This is a genomic window from Streptomyces sp. NPDC015220 (assembly GCF_043079345.1).
Lineage (GTDB): Bacteria > Actinomycetota > Actinomycetes > Streptomycetales > Streptomycetaceae > Streptomyces.
Genome location: NZ_JBIBUK010000004.1, coordinates 20,784 through 38,952 on the forward strand (window position 1 = coordinate 20,784; position 18,169 = coordinate 38,952).

An 18,169-nucleotide genomic window follows, 5' to 3' on the forward strand; every position below is an offset into this window, starting at 1 on the left:
CTGCGGTCACGAGGGCATCCTCCCGGGACTCGACACCGAAGCACGTCCCCTCTGCGTCCGCTGCTGCGACGTGCCGCTCGACGTGCGTTGCAAGCGATGCGGCGAGGAGAGCCTGGCCAGCGATTCCAACATCTGCTGGCACTGCCTGCTCACGGACAGGATCAACAAGCTCCTGGCGGGTCCGGACGGGGAGATACCCGAGAGGCTGCGTCCGCTCGCGGAGGCGATCATCGGGATGCCCCGGCCGAACAGCGGATGGGCCTGGATCCACATGAACCGGCGCGTGCCAGAACTCTTACGTGGTCTGTCTACTGGAGACATCGAACTCAGTCACGACGCACTCGACTCATTGCCGAGATCCAGAACGATCGAATACCTGAGGGGCCTGCTCGTCGCTCACGGCTGCCTCCCCTGGCGCGACGAGCACCTGATCGCTTACGGCCGCTGGCTCACTTCGAAGCTCGACACGATCGCCGATATTGATCAGCGGCGCCTCATCGAGCGCTACACGCGGTGGCACGTGATGAGACGTATGCGCCGAGACGACTCCGACCAACAACCCAGCGTTGCGACGATTCTCCGTGAAACCGGAATCCCGGCAATGGCCACCCGCTCCAGAGCCTGGATCCAGATGGTCCGAGAAGCACCGCCGGCCGTCCTGGCAGACGCCCTTGGGGTGAGTCCTAAGACGGCGATGCGTTACGCCGAGCAAGCAGGAACGGACTACCTGGGATACGCAAACCTCCCCCGGATCCAGAAGGAATGACCGGAGACGCCATCAGCGCTGGCTTTCAGGGTCAACAGCCTCCGGGAAGCCAAGCCGGTCGAGCAGCGCGTCGAACAGCTCCTCCACGAAGACCTCCCCTGAGCGGAGGACCTCTTGGATCGAAGCCGCAGTGACCGAGTGCCCAAATCCCGCGGAACGGGCCCAGTCCAATGCCGCCTGAGCATCGCCAGGCACATGTGCGTCCAGTTCTGCGCGCTTACGGTCGACGGCCTCGGCGAACGCCGGCGTGCTGATCCACTCGCTCATGTCATCAACGTCATCGGGAACTTCCGCCCACAACCCGGCCGCCTTCTCCAGGTTCAGGCACGCCTCCCAAAGCTCCACGTCTGGCCCCAGGCCCATCACTATCGCCACGTCGCTGTCATAGACGGAGGCCACGCAGACTGGGGCACCCGTCCACTCGACCAGCGCCTGCAGCGTTGTTTCCGGGTTCTTGATGACGTCCCCGTGAAACTGCAGCGTCTGCCAGCCCCCCGCACGCGGCCAACCGACGTGGGCTGTTTCCCTGCTCTGATCGATCCCGTCGAATACTGGCGCACCAAGCAAGGACTGGTCGCTGCGACCGAAAACCAGTTCTCCCGAGAACCCCATCGTTTCTCCCCTCCGAGTTCGTGGGGACAAACTACGACCGTCCACTGACAACGGAGACCCAGAACGCATCCGGGAGCCCCGAGGGTCACGACGCGACCGCCCAAGCTTCCGTACGCCAGCCTGGCGGGTCTCACCCCGCGGCGATACCTACGAGGGCTATTCACCCCTCGCCAACAGCCGTCCTTACCAACAGCTTGGTTCGTCGCCTGCGGTGACGTTCTCCGGGCCGCGCATGAAGCGGCCCTGTTATCCGTGGCAAGGGGGAAGCGGTGCCCACCGTGGTGCAACTGCCGGCCGGGAAGGCGTTGACCGTCCGCGCGGCGGCCGACGCCTTCCTCGACTCGCTGCGCAACCCGAACACCGTCCGCAGCTACGGGGTCGGCGTCGGCAAGACCGCCGCGCGGATCGGGGAGGCCCGCCCGCTGGGGTCGGTCGCGGACGACGAGATCGGCGAGGCCCTGGAACTGCTGTGGGGCACCGCGGCGGTCAATACCTGGAACGCCCGCCGGGCGGCGGTGCTGTCGTGGCTGGGCTGGTGCGAGGAGTACGGGTACGACGGCCCGCAGGTTCCAGCTTGGACGAAACGGCTGGCGGTGCCGGACTCCGAGACCCCCGCCCGCTCGAAGATGGCCGTGGACCGGCTCATCGCCCGCCGAGAGGTCCACCTGCGGGAGAAGACGCTGTGGCGGATGCTCTACGAGACCGCTGGGCGGTCGGAGGAGATCCTCGGGGTGAACATCGAGGACCTGGACCTCGCCGCGCGCCGCTGCCCGGTCAAGGCCAAGGGCGCCCGGAGCAGGGCCCGCCGCCGTGGGCAGGTGCGTGAGGACTTCGTGTTGGAGACCGTCTACTGGGACGCCGGCACCGCCCGGCTTCTGCCCCGGCTGCTGCGAGGCCGTACCCGCGGGCCTGTGTTCGTCACCCACCGCCGCCCGGGGCCGGGCAAGGTCGTCAGCCACCGTGACGTGTGCCCTGACACCGGGCTGGCCCGGCTCTCCTACGGGCAGGCCCGCGCCCTGCTGGACGAGCACACCGCGGTGCGCGGGCCTGGAACGGGGTGGGATCTGCACGAGTACCGCCACTCTGCGCTGACGCACCTCGGTGAGCAGGGCGCTTCCCTGCTGATGCTGATGGCGAAGTCCCGGCATAAGAAGCCGGAGAACGTGCGCCGCTACTTCAAGCCGTCCCCGGAGGCGATCGCCGAGCTCACCAGCCTGCTGGCTCCTGGGGACAGCCGGCGCTGAGTACGGGTACGTCTGCTCTCGTCATCGTTACAGGGTGGCGGTGCCCCGGAAGCAGGTGGTTGTTGCTCCGCCGACCCAGACGGCCCCGTCCACGTCAGCGGTGACGGTGATCTCTCCCGCCCGACCGAGCCGGGTGCCCTGGGAGACTGTGTAGCCGGCGGATGCAGCGCCCGACCGGGTCAGCCACTGGCCGACCGAGGCGTTCATGCTGCCGCAGACCGGGTCTTCGGCGACGCCGACACCGGGGGCGAAGGTGCGCAGCTCGAAGGCGTGCTCTGAGCCCGGCGGGTACGCGCCGATGGCGCCCACCATGGCTGCCGGGATTTGCGACAGGTCGGGTTCCAGATCCAGGACCTCCTGGGCCGTGGCGAGCTGCAGGACCGCCCAGCCGGGGCCGTTGTCGACCCACTGGTGGGCCAGCACCCGGTCGCGGCCGATGCCGAACGCGGCCACGACCTGTTCCAGGTACTCCTCCTCCAGGTCACCGGTGCGCTGGGTGGGCGGGGCGGCGAAGGACAGGATTCCCTCGCCGCGGCGTACCTCCACCAGGCCGGCCTGGCACTCCTGCACGATGCGGTCGTTGCGGCGGGGGGTGCCGCCGTGCTCCAGCCAGGCATGCGCGGAGCCGAGGGTGGGATGCCCGGCGAACGGCAGCTCGCCGCCGGGGGTGAAGATCCGCAGCCGGTAGTCCGCTTCCGGGCCGGACGGCGGGAGTACGAAGGTCGTCTCCGACAGGTTCGTCCAGCTGGCGAGGCGCCGCATCGCTTCCTCGTCCAGCTCTGTCGCGTCGAGCACGACGGCCACCGGGTTGCCGAGGTAGGGGGTCGAGGAGAACACGTCGACCTGCACGAAGGGACGCGGGCGCGGCACGGTCATCGGGAGCCTTTCACGAGCACGACAAACGGACGTCGCATCTGCGGGGCGTCAACCACGTAGCGCCAGCGTGGTTCCCAGGCCGACCAGGCCTACGCCGGACACTCCGGCGAGGCCCTGCCGGACGCGGGGGCGGCGCAGCAGGACCTCGACGCGGGCCAGGAGCGCGAGCACCAGCACGAACCAGAGGAGGGACAGGAGCCAGAAAGTCCCGGCGAGCACGGTGTGCGCGGCCGTGGTCGTCAGGCCCGGCAGAGCGAACTGGGGGAAAAGGGAGAGGTAGAAGGCCGCCACTTTGGGGTTCAGCAGGTTGCTGACCAGGCCCTGGCGCAGGCAGACGCGCGTGACGCTTCCCGCGGCAGGTTCAGTGTGCTGGGCGCGGCGGTGCGCCGGAGCGTCCTCGGCGCCGCTTCGGCGCAGGCGAACGAAGTCGGCCAGGGCGTGAACGCCAAGGTAGATGAGGTAGAGGGCGCCGACTATGCGCACGGCTGTGTAGCCGAACTCCGAGGCCGTCAGCAGGGCCGTCAAGCCGGCCACCGCGGCCGTGGCCAATATGGCATGTCCCAGCATGATCCCCGTCGCGGTCGCGATCCCCGCACGCCGCCCCGATCGGGCCGTGTTGGCCAGCAGCAGGGTCAAATCCGGGCCGGGCACGACGATGACGACCAAGGACGCGGCGATGAAGCCGATCAGTTCTGACATGAGGATCCCTTCAGCGTGCGTGTAACCCCGGATCGACCGCACAACAAAAGGGAGCGGTTGCTGGGTGCCGTGCCCGTCGGTGGCAACCTGGCCATCCCAGCGGATGCCACCATGACCGGACAGGGCCAATTGCAAAGATTTGGACTGACTTGCGCAGGCTGGGCGTGCCGGACCACAGAACGCTGGGAAGTCTGGTCGCCATCACTGGGCCATCAGCAAGCGCCGGAAAGCCGCACCGATCCGCGCGCTGCCACGGCAGGTGCCGGTCGGAGCAGCACTTACCGGCGCCGCCCGCCCGCTGCAGCCGACTGAGCCGCCTTGCTCATCCCTCGTCGGCGGCATCCGGGGCGCGCAGGGGCCGCATCCCGCCGGGCAGGTCCGGAAGCTGGAAGGAGTACCGGCCGAGCATCTCCTTATCTGGACACCTTCGAGTGACGCTTGAACCGGTGCCGTGGCGGTGGAGGTTCAGGTCTCGTTGGGCCATCCGAATGCAGTCTTGGGGAGGCCGGTGTGCGGGTGGTCAAGGAACGCGACGGCGGTGTCGTACGCCGGGTGCGGTTGGTCGACGGTGACGGTGAACCGATCGCAGCGGCCTGCCGGTTCCTGGATCACCTGGTCGACCGGGGGTTCTCGCCGCACACGATCTGTGCGTACGCGTACGACCTGCGGCGCCTGTTCACCTTCCTCCCTGCTGAGGGCATGGACTGGCGCCAGGTCCGGGGCCCGGACGCCCTCCGGCTGCTGGCGTTCCTGAGGCGGGCGCCGTCGCGTCGGTCCGACCAGCGGCTCGGCCTGACGGTCGTGGTCGGCGGTCCGGAGGCGCCGGGTAGCCTGCTTTCGCCGGCGACCGTGAACCGGATCCTGGCTGCCGTCTCCAGCTTCTACGACTGGGCGGTGGTCGCCGAGGAGTACGACGGCGATTCCCCGATGCAAAAGCGCCTCGACCCGGCACTCGCCCGGGTGCCGGACCGGCATCAGCCGTTCATGGGCCGCGCGAGCCGTCAGCAGCCGACGCGCCGCACGGTGACGGTCAAGCAGCCGCGGCGACTACCGCGCCCTGTCGATGAGGCGGTGCTGGAGCAGTTCATCAGCAGCCTGAAGCGGCTGCGGGACCTGGCGCTGTTCCTGCTGATGCTGGACGGCGGGCTGCGGCCGGGCGAGGTGCTCTCGCTGCACCTGGACGACGTCTCCTACGGCCGGCGCCGGGTGACGGTCCGCAAGCGCGACGACCACCCGGGCGGGGTCCGCGGCAAGTCCCGCACCGAGCGGGTGGTGGACCTGCACGAGCCTCGCACCCTGGAGGCGGTCAGCCGCTACGTGATGCACGAGCGTCCCCTCGACGCAACGAGCCCATTCGTGTTCCTGGTCGGTGGGAAGGGCACCCGCCGCTTGGAGCCGCTGGGCTACGACGCGGTGGTGCGGCTGTTCGCGCGGCGGCTGGACAAGCTCGGCCTGCGCACGCCGGAGACCACGCCGCACGCGCTGCGGCACACCCACGCCACGGCGATGTGGGAGGGCGGCATGCGGGAGCTGTCGCTGCAAAAGCGATTGGGACACGCGTCGCCAGAGTCGACGAAGGTTTACACCCGGGTCTCCGACGAGGCCGTGCTGGCTGACTACACCCGCGCACTGGAGAACAACCGGTGACCGCGCTCGTCCTGGCGCCCGCACCGGAACCGGACCACCTCCGGTGCCACGCGCCGAGGGAGGAGTACTTCGCCTGGGTCCGTGCGACGTTCGCCGACGCTCCAGCGTCGATCAAATCCCGCCGCTACTTATACAACCGCTTCCTCAAACACTGGCCGGACCTGGAGGACTGGTTCGCCGAGCCCCTGCTGGTCCGCCTGGACCTGCACGGACGCGTCGCGCACGAACCCGGCAAACGCATCGGGCCGTCCCACGACGCAGGCCCCTACCTCGCCTACCTCTCGCTGGTGCACGGCCTCCGACTGGACGCCGACTACGTCCTCAGCCGGAACTTCGACAGCCTGTTCGTCCCCAAAGTCGCCGCCGGGCTCGGGCTGGACCTGGATCTACTCGATTCGTTCTCTGCCCGCATGCTCCAGCTCGGCTACGCGCCCGTCAGCGGGCGGTCCGTCCTTACCTGGACCTTCACCCGCCTTCTCCTGATGCGCGGTGATCCCGATCTGCGCGCGATCCGGCTCGACGACCTCACCGCGCTTGCTGAAGAGATCAAGCGCTACTGCGCCCGGCCGGAGGCCGGGTTCGTGCGAGCCAGCCATGTCTCCAACGCACGCCGCCGCATGCCCATGGACCAGCTCGCCGAGATCTACCAGAAGGCATGTCTGACCAGGCTGCACGGCGTCCATGTGCTGCTGTTCAACATCGGACAGGTCCCCGAGCCGCCGTTCAACGGCCTGAAGACCGCCGAACTCTGGCGGACCGAACTCACCCCTCCCGAGACGCCGCCGGCGCTCGCCGCCCCGGTGACGCGCTGGCTTTCGGGTCGGTTGCAGACCAGCGACCGCGCGGAGTCCGTCCGCCACTCACGCGATGCCTTCCGCTCCTTCCTGCGCTGGCTCGCCAGGGCCCACCCCGAAGTCGACGCAATGACCCAGCTGGAGCGGCGGCACGTCGAGGGCTTCATGGCCCACCTCCACGAACACGTCAATGCCCGGACCGGACGGCCGCTGACGGCACGGTCCCGCTACACCTACCTCAGCCCCCTGCTTCAGTTCTTCCGCGAGACCAGCCAATGGGGCTGGAGCGATGTCCCGGGCCGACCCCTGCTCAGCCGCTCGGACATGCCCAAACTCCCTCCGCGCTGCCGCGGTTCATTCGCCGGGCCGAGCTGGACCGCCTCATGGACACGGTCGAACAACTCGAAGACCCGCACCAACGAGCCGCTCTGCTCCTGCTGCGCTGGAGCGGTGCCCGGCGCGGGGAGATCGCACGGCTGACCCTGGACTGCCTGGACGCCTACCTCGACGGCTATCCGCGTCTGCGGATCCCGGTCGGCAAGACCTACACCGAGCGCGTGGTCCCCCTGCATCCCCAGGCGGCGGACGCCCTGCGGGAGCTGATCGACGCGGCCAAGGCCGCGAACGCCGCGGCCCGCCACGATGCATGGGCCCAACGGCCGGTCCGCTACGTGTTCATGCGACGAGGCAAGCCCATGGGCCGGCACTTCCTCTTCGAAGACGCCCTGGAGATCGCCTGCCGCAAGGCCGGACTCGTCGACGGCGACGGCAACCCCAGCGTGACCGCCCACCGGTTTCGCCACACGGTCGGCACCCAGCTCGCCGAAGGCGGCGCCCAGATCCAGACCATCATGGCGATCCTCGGGCACCGCAACGCGCAGATGTCGGCAACGTACTCCCACATCAGCGACCCCGTCCTGAAGGAGCAGTACGAGAAAGTCATCGCCGCCGGCGGACGGATCGCGGGACCGGCCGCCGAGGAGCTCCTGAACAGAAGGATCGGCGAAGACACCCTGAACTGGCTCAAGACCAACTTCTTCAAGACTGAACTCGAACTCGGCCACTGCCTGCGGGCACCCGCCGAAGGGCCCTGCGAGTGCGACCTCTACCTCCGCTGCTCGAAGTTCCTCACCACCAGCGAGTACGCCCCACGCCTGCGATCCCGGCTCGCCCGAGAGCAGCAACTCGCCCAGGACGCTCTCGAACGCGGCTGGCCCCGCGAGGTCGAGCGACACAACGCCATCGCCGACCGGATTCGTGGCCTCCTCGGAGAGCTCGGCGAGAGCGCCGAGCTTTGCCCTGACGATCACTGCTGAGCAGTGGGCTTCGGCTGCCTGAACGAGAGCCCCGACGGATACTGATCAGATGCATGGATCAAGTGCCTCTTGGGTCAACACCACGCACGACTGGGCCGCCACCGTGGACGCGGACCATCTCGCTCAGATCCGCCAGGAACCAGCACGGTTCGCTCCGGGTGGGCCGGGACACCTTGTTCTTGAGGTCGTTGCTTATGCCGTTGACGAGGCAGCGAGCCGGGGCGGCGGACAGTGCGTGGTCACGCTGCATCCCGACGGCTCCGTGTCGGTGAAAGATGACGGACGGGGCACCGACACTCGGGCCGACGAGCATGGCCGGGTGGTGAAGAAACCGGTCATGGCCACGAAGGATCTTCGGTTCTTCGACCTCCCAGAGGCGGAACGGCTTTCGGACGGACATCCGCGTCGCGGCATGTCCGTCGTCGCAGCGCTGAGCGAGTGGCTGATTCATACCAACCGCCGTCTCAACGGATCCTGGACCCAGCGCTATGAGCACGGCATCCCGGTAACCGATCTGGAGCCCGTCGAGGCCGACGGGACCATGGGAACCTGCGTCCGCTTCCTGCCGGACAAAGCTCTGCGTTCGCGGTGGTCGTTTAACTCGGATGATCTGGCGCGATGCTCCGAACACTGGCCCGCCCTGACTGTCCGCCTCGAGGATCAGCGCGACGATGGAGACCCGTCGGGCCGGTGACCGAACCGGTCCCACACACGGAAATTCGTCCAGATAAACATTGATGTGGTGCCGCACGAACGGGGAGAGCCGGGCGACGTCCTCGTCGCGGACCTCGAAGCCGTCGGCCCGCAGTTCGGTGACGGCGGCGTCCATGTAGCGGGTGTTGAACAGCACGAGCGCGTTCAGCACCAGGCCCAGCGCTCCGATCTGGTCCTCCATGCCGTCCTGGTAGCGCTGGTGGAGTTGCCCGGCGCGGCCGTGGAAGATCTTCCGGGCGAGGGGCGTGGCGGCCTTCCTGGAGGTTGGCCTGCACTTTGATCTGCCTGCGGTAGCCGGGCTCGTCGGCCATGCGCAGGATGTGCAGGCTCTTCGCAATCCGCCCACAGTGCGCGATCGCGTCACCGAGAGGCGTGGGACGTCCGTCGCGGGACAGCATCCGGATGACGTCGTAGGCACGGACGGCGCCGGTGTGGATGGAACCGATGATCCGCAGAATGTCCTCCCAGTGCCGCTCGATGCGGGCCAGGTCGATCCGGCCGCGGGCCGCGTCCTGGAAGGCGCCGTAGTCCGCGGTGCGGTCGATGCGCCACATCTTCTGGTCCGGCAAATCGGCGAGCTGCGGAGCGTAGGCGAACCCGGCCAGGGTGAGCAGCCCGAACACGATGTCGCTGTTTATGTGGACAGTTCAAGTTGATCATCCTTCGGTGTGTCTTTGAGAGCGTCGACGAGCTGGCCGGTGACCGCTCAGGCGGGGCTGGCCCCTGGGAGCCGGGAGGGCCCGTGACATCCTGTGGCTGTGCTTTTGAGTGATCACGCGAGCAGTGTCGAGCTCCGCCTGCTGCGGTATCAGTTCCCCGAGGTCCGGGGTGACTCATACGACGACAACTGGCTGGTCGTTGCTGGAACGGCGACAACTCCCGAGGGCAGCTGGTCCTTCGCCGATCCGTGCCTGTTGACCGGTGAAGCCCGTGAGGTGTCCGCTTGGTTGCGCGCGGTGGCCGCGGGGACCGTGGCTGTGACCGGACCCGATGCCGAAGGCTGGTTGGATCCGGACACGTGGTTCGTCGAGCCGGTGCTGGCCCTTAGCCTCGCCGACCAGAGCGGCAGTGGGGCGGTGATTCGCGTTCACTTGTCCTTGGAGGCGGCTCCCCCATGGCAGCAGGGCGATGACGGGGCGGACATCTACCAGTACGTCGTGGAGGTGCGGCTGGATACGGCTGCGCTGCTTCACGCTGCTGACCGATGGGATCTTGCGCTGGTTTCCTTCCCGACCCGCTGATCAGCGGTGATCCTGCTCCGGTGGGTCGGTCGGGTCGTCGAGTGGCTGGCCAAGGTCGGTCAGCAGCTTCTCGATGCGACTGGCCGTGCAGTGATGGCGTTCGACCTCGCGAGCCCAGCCGTGGTTGGCGGCGTCGGCGGCGAGGGCGTGCTCGACCTTGCGCCGAGCCCGTAGCCGCGGCGCATAGGCGGGTGTCGTGACGAACTTCGCGCAGGTCAGGTAGAGGTCGCACTCGCAGGGGCCTTCGGCCGGCAGCCGCAGGCAGTGGCCGAGTTCGAGTTCGGTCTTGAAGAAGTTCGTCTTCAGCCAGTCGACGGCCGCCTCGGGCAAAGCGCCGGACTTCAGCTCCTCGGCGGCGGGGCCGGCGATGCTGGCACCGGGTTCCAGGACGGCCCTGTAGTCCCGGAGGACTTCCTGGTCGCTGATCTGCGCATAGACCAGCGCCATCGAGACGCTGGAGTGTCCGAGGACCTTCATGATCGTGTGGAGCTTGGCGCCGCGCTCGGCGAGCTGAGTGCCGACGGTGTGCCGGAACCGGTGAGCGGTGACGGTGCCGCGTCCGGTGCCTCCTCGACCGCCGGGCTGGACCAGGCCGACGGCCTTGCAGGCGGCCTGGATCGGGGTGTCGAACAGGTAGTACGTCGACAGCAGCTTGCCGTGCTGCATGAACAGGTAGCGCACCGGCTGCCCGGTGAGCTCGTCGGTGAAGGGTCGCTCCGGTCCGTTCTTGCGCAGGTCGATGACCCTCTGCAGGGCGGCGGCCGCATCTGCGTGCAGGGGGACGACGCGTTCCTTGTAGGTCTTGCGGGCAGGCAGCCGCAGCCGGGCGGTGCCGTCGGGGTAGCGGTCCAGGCAGTCGATCGGCAGCCGACGGATCTCGTCCCGGCGGGCGCCGGACCAGCGGGCGACCAGCAGCGCGGCACGCTGGAAAGGACAGGCGATCTGCTCGACCACCGGCATCAACCGGTCCAGCTCGTTGTCGGGGATGAACCGCGGGACCTTGATCGGTGACTTCGGCGAGTCGCCGGGGCCGATCAGGCTGTGGCCGGGGACGCCCTCCCACTGCCAGGCAGCGGTGTCGCGGAAGAACTGGCCCAGACCGGAGGTCCGCTGGATCCGGGAGACGACGCCGAGGGGCTTGCCGGTCTGCTCAGTCGGTGTCTCGGCGATGTGCTGAAGCCAGCCCAGGCAGTGGTCGCGGGTCACGTCGGCGAACGAGTCGACCTCGGGATGGTGTTCCCCGAGCCAGTCCCCGAAGCGGCGGATCGCGAGCTCCAGCTTGTCCACGGTCGACGGACGGTCGGTCAGCCGCCGGGCGGCGAGCCACTTCTCCGCGACGGCCTGCATCTGCGGGGGCAGTGCCAGCGGTGGCTTCCAGGACGGCATCAGCTTGCGGGGCTCCATCGCGACCTGGCCGCGGTGGTAGAGCACGACCTGCAGCTGGTGGAGGTGGGTGATCCAGTTCTTCGCGGCACCCTCCAGGTAGCGCTGCCGCGACGGGTAGAACCGCTCCAGGTCCGGGTGGTCGGCGAAGAACCGGATCGCCTGCAGGGCCTCGGCGATGTGGTCCTCGGTGATCGCGGTGACGTCGAAGATGCCGGTGTGCAGGGCGATGCGACTGACCGACCAGTGCATCGCCTGACGGGCCGAGTTCGGGTTGAAGCCCAGGCCGATGGCGTCGTCGACGAGCTGCTTGGCACCGAGGTCGATGCGGAGCGTGGCGGCCGGCTCGATGATCGCGAGCTGCCCGGGGGCGAACAGCCATGGGTAGTCGAACGTCGTGTAGCCGCGCAGTCCGAGGTAGACCAGGTAGGTGCGGGCCCGGAAGGACACTGGGTAGGACGGGCTGTGATACGACTCGCCGTGCAAGCGGCCGACCCGCTCAACCAGCGGGGCGCCGAACCAGCCGGACAGCTTGGGCCAGCGTTCGACGAACTGCCGGCGGAACCGCAGCTTCATCAGCTGGTACTGGCGGTTGCCCTCTTGGCCCTGGACGTGGGCGCGCCACTCCTCCTCCGGGCAGTGCCGTCGGCTTCGGCGCTGGTGCGGAATGGATCCGGGGTTTGCCAGCATGGCTGCCGTGGAGACGGCCCGCGCCCTCACTTCGCCTCCCCAGCAGCTGAGTTGTGCCCGCCGAGGGCGCGGTTGTACTCGGCCACGACGGCCGGATCGGAGACCCGGGTGTAGATACGAGTCGACTCCGGAGAGGCGTGACCGAGTCGCTTCTGCAGCGTCAGCTCCCGCATCCCGCCCTCCCACATGCGCGTGGCGTGAGTGTGTCGCAAAGCGTGCGGAGTCACCCAGGGCTCGCGGATTCCGGCCCGGGTGCAGGCGCGGGAGAACATCCGCACCAAGCCGTCGTAGCCGAGCGGCTCCAGCCGCCGGGAACCGCGGCCTCCGATCAGGAACACCAGCGGCGTCGCCGCGTCCGTGGGCCGGTCGCCCATCACGTAGGCACTGAGCGCAGCCAGGGCCTCGGGCTCGTGCAGGTCCACCACCCGCTCGTAGCGCGACTTCGATCGCGCACCCTTCGGGTGGTCATCGCGGTGGCGGATCACCACCCGCCGCCTGCCGTAGGCGATGTCCTCCAGGTGCAGACCGAGGACCTCCCCGGGCCGCAAGCCGCCCTGGAGCATCAGCAGGACCAAGGCCCGGTCCCGCACCGACCGCAGCTCGCCGAGCAAGGACCTGACTTGGACCTCGTCCAGCGGGCGGGGCAGTTGCTGGACGGTCTTGACCCGGACCGCGCGGCGCACCGGCCGCTGCCGGCTGGCCCGTCCCATGAACGGCTGGTGCCGCTCGGACACTCGCTGCAGAGCCGGATCCGGCCGCTTCTCGATCGGGTTGGCCCGATCCAGCAGCCCGGCGAGAATCACGTACTCGTAGAACGAGGACACCGCCGCGAGGATCCGGTTCACCGTGGTCGCCGCGAGCTTGGTGGCCGGCCCGTCCGGGGTGACCGTGGCGACGGTGAGCACCATGCGGTGCCGCGGCCGGCGCGACGGCACCGAGCGCAGGTACTCCAGCAGCGGGATCGCGTGCGGCGGGGCGAACACGTCCCAGGTCAGGCCCTGCTCGCCGAAGAACCGCCACAGGTGACGGAGGTCGTAGGCGTAGGACACGAGCGTGTTCGGCGAGCAATCCCGGGCTGCGAGGAACCGCAGGAACCCGGAAACCACCTCGATCGGGGCTCGTCCGCGTCGTCGAGCAGCTCGACCAGGTGCGACCCGTCGTCTCGACGTTGGTGCAGGACCCGCACAGGAACCTCCGGAACAGTCCCGTCTGACGGCCCGTCCGACCGCTCATCCGGGCTAACGGGGTGTGAGGTGTCCAGGTAACAACATAGGAGGCGGTGTCGGTGACGATCATCTCCGGGCGGCGGCCGCCGTCGCGGTCGTAGAGGACGTCCAGCACGTACAGGGAGTCGCGCGGGGTGCCGGCCACGACCTTCCCGCCCAGCCCGGCCGCCTGGTCGTTGATCATGTTCAGCCACGTGGCGCCGCCCCGGCGGCCGAAGTACTTCGGGTTCGGCCGCGCGTACACGCTGGGTGCGGGGACGACGAACCGCATCCCGTCCACCGAGGCGACCAGGCCCCCGCCCCACGCCTGGGCGAGCGGGATGGACGCCTGGTGCGCGATGAGCGCCGCGTTCGCTGCCCGGTAGGTCGCCAGCCGCAGGTACGTCTGGTCCACGTGGGACAACCTGCCGTACTTCAGGGCGTCCGCGCCGCCCATCACCGGGGTGTAGCCGACGTTGCAGCCGTGGGCGACCAGCAGCCCGGCGATCGTGACGTGCAGGTCCTTCAGCCGTGCCTCGCCGCCGGTGACCGAGGTGAACGCCTGGTCGGCGCCGGTCCAGGACATCACCTCCAGCAGCACCTCCGGCAGGTCCACGCGCGGCAGCATCGCGTTCACCGCCGCGCGCAGGTCGAGCAAGGAGGCCGGTTCGGGCTCCGGCTCCAGGGCCGCGAAGTGCAGCCGGCCGTCGTCGTCGAAGACGATCTGCGCGTTGTCCGGGACCCGGGCGGCGACCTCCCGGTAGGTGCCGTCCAGCAGCGCCGCCCGCGCCGCCAGGTGGGCGCCCGCCTCCCCGGGCAGGTTCAGCGAGGCCAGCACGGTCGGCCTCGCCTGCTGCCACGCCTCGCCCGCCAGCAGCTTCGCCCGCGGGTCACCCCACTTCGAGGAGTTGCGGGCGAAGACCTGCTTGCTGCGCAGCATCCGGTGCAGCTGCTCCAGCACGCAGAACGTGTACGCCTTCCGGCAGCGACAGCAACGCGGACAGCACCGGCTCGCCCTCCGGGGTGGCGTCGAAGTCCACCACGGTGATCAGCAGCTTGAGGAACGGCCGCACGGTGCCGAACCGGTTGACCAGCATGGCCCGCCATGCCTCGTCCGCGTCGGAGTCCAGGGGCGGGGTCAGCTCAAACAGCGCGGCGATCGCCGCGGCCAGCTCGTGGCGGGGCACCACCTGCTCGATCGCCGCCCACATCGCGTCCAGGATCTCCACCTTCGGCCGAGTGATCTCCCCGGTGTCGGTGTCGACCTGCTCGCTGGTGGTGTCGAACACGACCTGGAACGCGGTCGCCAGCTTCGCCGACGCCCGCTCCACCCGCGGCAGCGTCTTCAGCTTTTCCTTCGCGCTCTCCCGCTCCGCCCTCGCCAGTAGCTTCGTCGCAATCAGCACCTCCAGCAGGTCCAGCGCGTCGTCCACCGCCCGCGCGGTCAGATACACCATGGTGGCCAGCAGCGTCGCCAGCCGCCGGGCATCGGAGTGCCGGCGCAGCAGCGACGCCTTCCCGTCCGCCCCGTACCGCGACAGCTCCGCCAGACGCCGCGGCGGTATCCCGGACACGTCCACGGCGTCCATCCCCAGTGCGGCGATCTCCTCCGCCCGCTCCAGGGCCCGCTTCATCTGCGGGCCCGAGACCCGCACCGCCGGCCCCCGGCGCAGCCGGTCCAGCTCCGAGACCCGCTCACCCGGCGGAACCGTTAGCAGCGAGTCCAGCACCGCCCGCTGCCCCACCCCGAGCATCCCGTACAGGGTGTCCCACAACCGCTGGTTCGCAGCCTCCCGCACCGAGGCCACCAGCCTCGTCAGCGTCGTCACCCCCGGCAGCAGCACCCGCCGCTCACGCAGCCACCCCGCCGCCGCGTCGAACAACGCCTTCGGCCCCTCGCCCGTCGTCCAGGCCCGCGCGTCCACCCACTCCCGCAGCTCGCCCTCCGCCTCGGCGAACTCCCGGTACTCCAGCACCCGCCGCAGCTCACGTACGTGCTCCAGCCGAGTGTTCTCCCGCTCGTCGTACGCCTTGAGCACCGACGGTCCCCGATGTCCAGCTGCTCGGCGAGGTAGTCCACGACCTCCGGCGGCACGTCGGCCGGGTCGTCCAGGAACACCCCGAGATACCGCGCGGTCGTGAGTTGGGCCGCGAACCCCAGCCGGTTGTGCGCCCGCCTCTTGGACTCGATCAGCTCCCGGTCCACGTCATCCAGGAAGAAGAAACGCTCCAACTCCGTACGGGACGGCGCCCCGCGATAGCCGCGTACGCGGCAGCCTGCTCATCCGTCAGGGGCCGGACCGGCTTAGCGCCGGTTTCCGTTCCGATGTTCCTCGACCCCCGACTCCGGTGCGGGCACATCAGCCGCCGCGCCCGCGCCGGCCGCGTCCCCCCGGGGCGATCCGGCGAAGCCCCCTCCCGGCGACCCACCCACGCCCACGGCCCCCTGTCCACACCCGGCGAGGCGCTGACGGCCGCGCTCGCCGAGGCGCCGGACGTCGTCAAGCCGAACGCCCGTGAACTCGCCGCGGCCACCGGTGGCGACGACCCCGAGGCGGGCGCGGCCGCGCTGGCCGCCGCGGGCGCCCGGGCGGTGGTCGCCTCGCTCGGCCCCGAAGGACTCCTCACCCACACCTTGTAGGGGGTGTGGCGGGCTCGACCGCCCGCCCTCGTCGCCGGCAACCCCACGGGCGCGGGAGACGCCGCGGTGGCGGCCCTCGCCCTCCGTCTCACCACCACAGTGCCCTGGCCGCGGCGGCTCGCCGAGGTCGTGGCCCTGTCGGCCGCAGCCGTGGCCGCCCCGCTCGCCGGGGACTTCGGCCCCGACACGCATCGCGCCCTGCTCGGCTCGGTGATCGTCCGCCCGGTTCCGCCCCGCCGTACGTGACGCTCCGACGCCCCCCGTCCCAGCGGGACTTGGCGATCGTGTCGACATCCCCACAGGCAACCGATGATCGAACATGCGCGTTTCCCGGGATTTTCACGCAGCTCCAAGCACGCATCCCTCTTGACAGGTACCAGAACCGGTCGTTTAACTCCTGGCCAACGCCGCAGTCGAAGCACTCGGCGTCAGAGGTACGCCCAGCCGGTAGCTGACCACGCGCCAGGAGTCCGGCCCGAGTCGCCAGGACCCCTCAGGCGTCCGAGGCGGGGACGTGCCCACCAGGCTCTGGAGCCCGTTCGTGATCCGTTTCCGTGTGGCCCACCGCGGACGGCCGGGTACGGCCGACGCTCCGGGACGCACCGCCCGTACGGACCGCACCTCCCCGGTTCCCGGCGCCTCGACCGGCGGGTGCGGGTCCCCGGCGGCTCCGTCGAGCAGGTCGCGCGCCCGCTCGTCGACGGCCGCGCCCGGGACGTCGCCCGCCGGGCGGCCGACGGCCTCACCGGACGACGGTCCCGAGGGCGCCCGCGCCCGGCCGCCCGCGCCCCGCCAGGTGCGGGCGGCGGTACGGCGCCCCCTCCCCCCGCGCCCCGAGCCCAGGACTCGGCCGCCCCCGCCGCGACCACTCGGCCGACGCAGGACGGCGGCGCACCCGGACCGCCCGGGCCGTCCACCCACTCCGCGGCCGATACGCCGTACACCGGCCCCACCCCTCGCACGGACAACGCCTGTCCCACAGCTCCAACCGGAGGTAACCATGCAAGCGGTCCCCCGCAGCACGCGGCCCGGCCGCCGTGTCGTGCTGCGCGCCGGCGCAGGCCTGGCCACGGCAGCGGCCGCGGGCACAACGGCCTCCGGCTGCGCGGCAGGCCGCGACGACGGCGTCGGCGCCGACGGCACCGTCACCATCGAGATGTGGCACGGCCAGACCGACACCGGCAAGAAGGCCCTGGAATCCCTGGTCGCCTCCTTCATGCGCAGCCACCCCCGCATCCGGGTCGAGCTGGGCGGTGGGGTTCTCGCCGACTCGATGCTCCAGAAGGTGACCGCCGCCCTCGCCGCCGGCTCCTACCCGGACATCGCCTACGTCTTCGGCTCCGACCTGGCGAGCGTCGCCCGCAGCCCCCAGATCGTGGACCTCACCGACACGGTGAAGAGCGCCGCCACCCCCTGGACGAGCTACTGGCTTCCGGCACGCAAGGCCGTCACCGTCAACGGCCGGGTGCGCGCCGCGCCCGCCCTGCTGGACTCCCTCGCCGTGGTCTGCAACAAGAAGCTCTTCCGGCAGGCCGGTCTGCCGCTGCCCGAGGCGGGCTGGCGGTGGGACGACTTCGTCGCCACCGCCAAGGCTCTCACCGACGCCGGCGGCGGCCGCTTCGGCACCGGCTGGCCCGGCGTCGGCGACGAGGACACCGTCTGGCGGCTGTGGCCCATGATCTGGGACCTCGGCGGGGACGTGGTCGCCGACGACGGCAAGCACATCGGGTTCGGCGACACCGGGACCCGCGCCCTGGAGGTGCTGGCCGCACTCGCCCGCGACAAGAGCGTCTACGTCGATCCCAAGCCCGGCACCGAGCAGATGTACCAGGTCTTCATGTCCGGCCGCATGGCCATGACCCTCACCGGTCCCTGGCAGTTGCCCGACATCCAGCAGGCGGGGGTCGACTACCACGTCGTGCCGCTGCCCAGCTTCTCCGGCCGGCCGATGACGATCAGCGGACCCGACACCTGGACGGTGTTCGACAACGGCGACGCCCGCGCCAAGGCCGCCAGGACGTTCGTCAGTTGGCTCATGCAACCCCGGCAGGACGTGCGCTGGGACATCGAGGCGGGCAGCCTGCCGCTCAGCCGGCAGACCCAGGACCTGCCCGACTGGCGACGCAAGGAGAGCGGCACCGAGGGCCTGGGCGTGTTCACCAAGGCTCTCGACTCCGCCCGGGTACGCCCCGTGCACGCCGCCTACCCGCAGATCTCCCGGGCCCTCGGACAGGCCGTGGTCGCCGTGCTGCTGGGACGGAGCAGTCCCGCCAAGGCACTGCGCGCCTGCGCCGCCGACGCCAACGCCGCACTGCTCATCCCGCGTTGAGGAGCGCCCCTC

The 18,169-nt window shown here is 70.0% G+C and carries 15 protein-coding genes and 2 pseudogenes; 9 read left to right on the forward strand and 8 right to left on the reverse strand.

Annotated elements, in window-relative coordinates:
* Window positions 1–70: 70 nt before the first annotated feature.
* Window positions 71–766: a hypothetical protein gene (locus ACF061_RS11675; RefSeq protein WP_392266664.1), complete on the forward strand. Its 696-nt coding sequence runs from the start codon at window positions 71–73 to the stop codon at window positions 764–766.
* A gap of 12 nt (window positions 767–778) precedes the next feature.
* Here the strand turns inward: ACF061_RS11675 and ACF061_RS11680 are convergent, their stop codons facing one another.
* Window positions 779–1,378, reverse strand: coding sequence for a hypothetical protein (locus tag ACF061_RS11680; protein ID WP_392266665.1), 600 nt, complete (start codon window positions 1,376–1,378; stop codon window positions 779–781).
* A gap of 269 nt (window positions 1,379–1,647) precedes the next feature.
* Here ACF061_RS11680 and ACF061_RS11685 point away from each other — a divergent pair, with 269 nt between their 5' ends.
* Window positions 1,648–2,622 (forward strand): tyrosine-type recombinase/integrase, encoded by a 975-nt coding sequence (locus ACF061_RS11685; protein ID WP_392266666.1) that lies wholly within the window; start codon window positions 1,648–1,650, stop codon window positions 2,620–2,622.
* Between the two features lie 27 nt (window positions 2,623–2,649).
* Here the strand turns inward: ACF061_RS11685 and ACF061_RS11690 are convergent, their stop codons facing one another.
* The 3 genes from ACF061_RS11690 to ACF061_RS11700 all read right to left on the reverse strand — a co-directional run bounded on the left by ACF061_RS11690 (window position 2,650) and on the right by ACF061_RS11700 (window position 4,681).
* Window positions 2,650–3,498 (reverse strand): PhzF family phenazine biosynthesis protein, encoded by an 849-nt coding sequence (locus tag ACF061_RS11690; RefSeq protein ID WP_392266667.1) that lies wholly within the window; start codon window positions 3,496–3,498, stop codon window positions 2,650–2,652.
* 48 nt (window positions 3,499–3,546) lie between these two features.
* A complete protein-coding gene (locus ACF061_RS11695; protein WP_392266668.1) occupies window positions 3,547–4,197 on the reverse strand; it encodes a LysE family translocator in 651 nt (216 codons plus the stop codon).
* Between the two features lie 322 nt (window positions 4,198–4,519).
* A complete protein-coding gene (locus ACF061_RS11700) occupies window positions 4,520–4,681 on the reverse strand; it encodes a hypothetical protein (RefSeq protein ID WP_392267050.1) in 162 nt (53 codons plus the stop codon).
* A gap of 26 nt (window positions 4,682–4,707) precedes the next feature.
* Between ACF061_RS11700 and ACF061_RS11705 the strand changes: the two genes are divergently transcribed.
* The 3 genes from ACF061_RS11705 to ACF061_RS11715 are packed head-to-tail and all read left to right on the forward strand — an operon-like array spanning window position 4,708 to window position 7,954.
* A complete protein-coding gene (locus ACF061_RS11705; RefSeq protein ID WP_392266669.1) occupies window positions 4,708–5,844 on the forward strand; it encodes a tyrosine-type recombinase/integrase in 1,137 nt (378 codons plus the stop codon).
* Window positions 5,841–7,118 carry a hypothetical protein gene (locus tag ACF061_RS11710; RefSeq protein WP_392266670.1) on the forward strand — a complete coding sequence of 426 codons (1,278 nt, stop codon included), beginning with the start codon at window positions 5,841–5,843 and terminating at the stop codon, window positions 7,116–7,118. Before ACF061_RS11705 ends, ACF061_RS11710 begins: the two co-directional genes overlap by 4 nt.
* Window positions 7,022–7,954, forward strand: a complete 933-nt coding sequence (locus ACF061_RS11715) for a tyrosine-type recombinase/integrase (protein WP_392266671.1) — start codon at window positions 7,022–7,024, stop codon at window positions 7,952–7,954. The genes ACF061_RS11710 and ACF061_RS11715 overlap by 97 nt, the downstream gene beginning before the upstream one ends.
* Before the next feature lie 730 nt (window positions 7,955–8,684).
* Here ACF061_RS11715 and ACF061_RS11720 read toward each other — a convergent pair.
* Window positions 8,685–9,300: pseudogene (locus tag ACF061_RS11720) on the reverse strand (Tn3 family transposase); the annotation flags it as partial.
* A gap of 126 nt (window positions 9,301–9,426) precedes the next feature.
* Here ACF061_RS11720 and ACF061_RS11725 point away from each other — a divergent pair.
* A complete protein-coding gene (locus tag ACF061_RS11725; protein ID WP_392266672.1) occupies window positions 9,427–9,909 on the forward strand; it encodes a hypothetical protein in 483 nt (160 codons plus the stop codon).
* Here ACF061_RS11725 and ACF061_RS11730 read toward each other — a convergent pair whose 3' ends face one another.
* The 3 genes and pseudogenes from ACF061_RS11730 to ACF061_RS11740 form a co-directional block, all read right to left on the reverse strand.
* Entirely contained in the window at window positions 9,910–11,982 is a 2,073-nt protein-coding gene (locus tag ACF061_RS11730) for a tyrosine-type recombinase/integrase (protein WP_392266673.1), read from the reverse strand.
* A 26-nt stretch (window positions 11,983–12,008) separates the two neighbouring features.
* Entirely contained in the window at window positions 12,009–13,088 is a 1,080-nt protein-coding gene (locus ACF061_RS11735; RefSeq protein WP_392267032.1) for a tyrosine-type recombinase/integrase, read from the reverse strand.
* A gap of 163 nt (window positions 13,089–13,251) precedes the next feature.
* Window positions 13,252–15,548: pseudogene (locus ACF061_RS11740) on the reverse strand (DUF4158 domain-containing protein); the annotation flags it as partial.
* On the opposite strand from ACF061_RS11740, the gene ACF061_RS11745 reads away from it, so the two are divergent.
* The 3 genes from ACF061_RS11745 (at window position 15,514) to ACF061_RS11755 (ending at window position 18,157) form a co-directional block, all read left to right on the forward strand.
* A complete protein-coding gene (locus ACF061_RS11745) occupies window positions 15,514–15,828 on the forward strand; it encodes a PfkB family carbohydrate kinase (RefSeq protein ID WP_392266674.1) in 315 nt (104 codons plus the stop codon). The pseudogene ACF061_RS11740 and the gene ACF061_RS11745 overlap by 35 nt on opposite strands.
* A 3-nt stretch (window positions 15,829–15,831) precedes the next feature.
* Window positions 15,832–16,074, forward strand: a complete 243-nt coding sequence (locus ACF061_RS11750; RefSeq protein WP_392266675.1) for a hypothetical protein — start codon at window positions 15,832–15,834, stop codon at window positions 16,072–16,074.
* A gap of 754 nt (window positions 16,075–16,828) precedes the next feature.
* Complete coding sequence (locus ACF061_RS11755; protein WP_392266676.1) at window positions 16,829–18,157, forward strand: ABC transporter substrate-binding protein; 1,329 nt, start codon at window positions 16,829–16,831, stop codon at window positions 18,155–18,157.
* The last annotated feature ends 12 nt before the right edge of the window (window positions 18,158–18,169 follow it).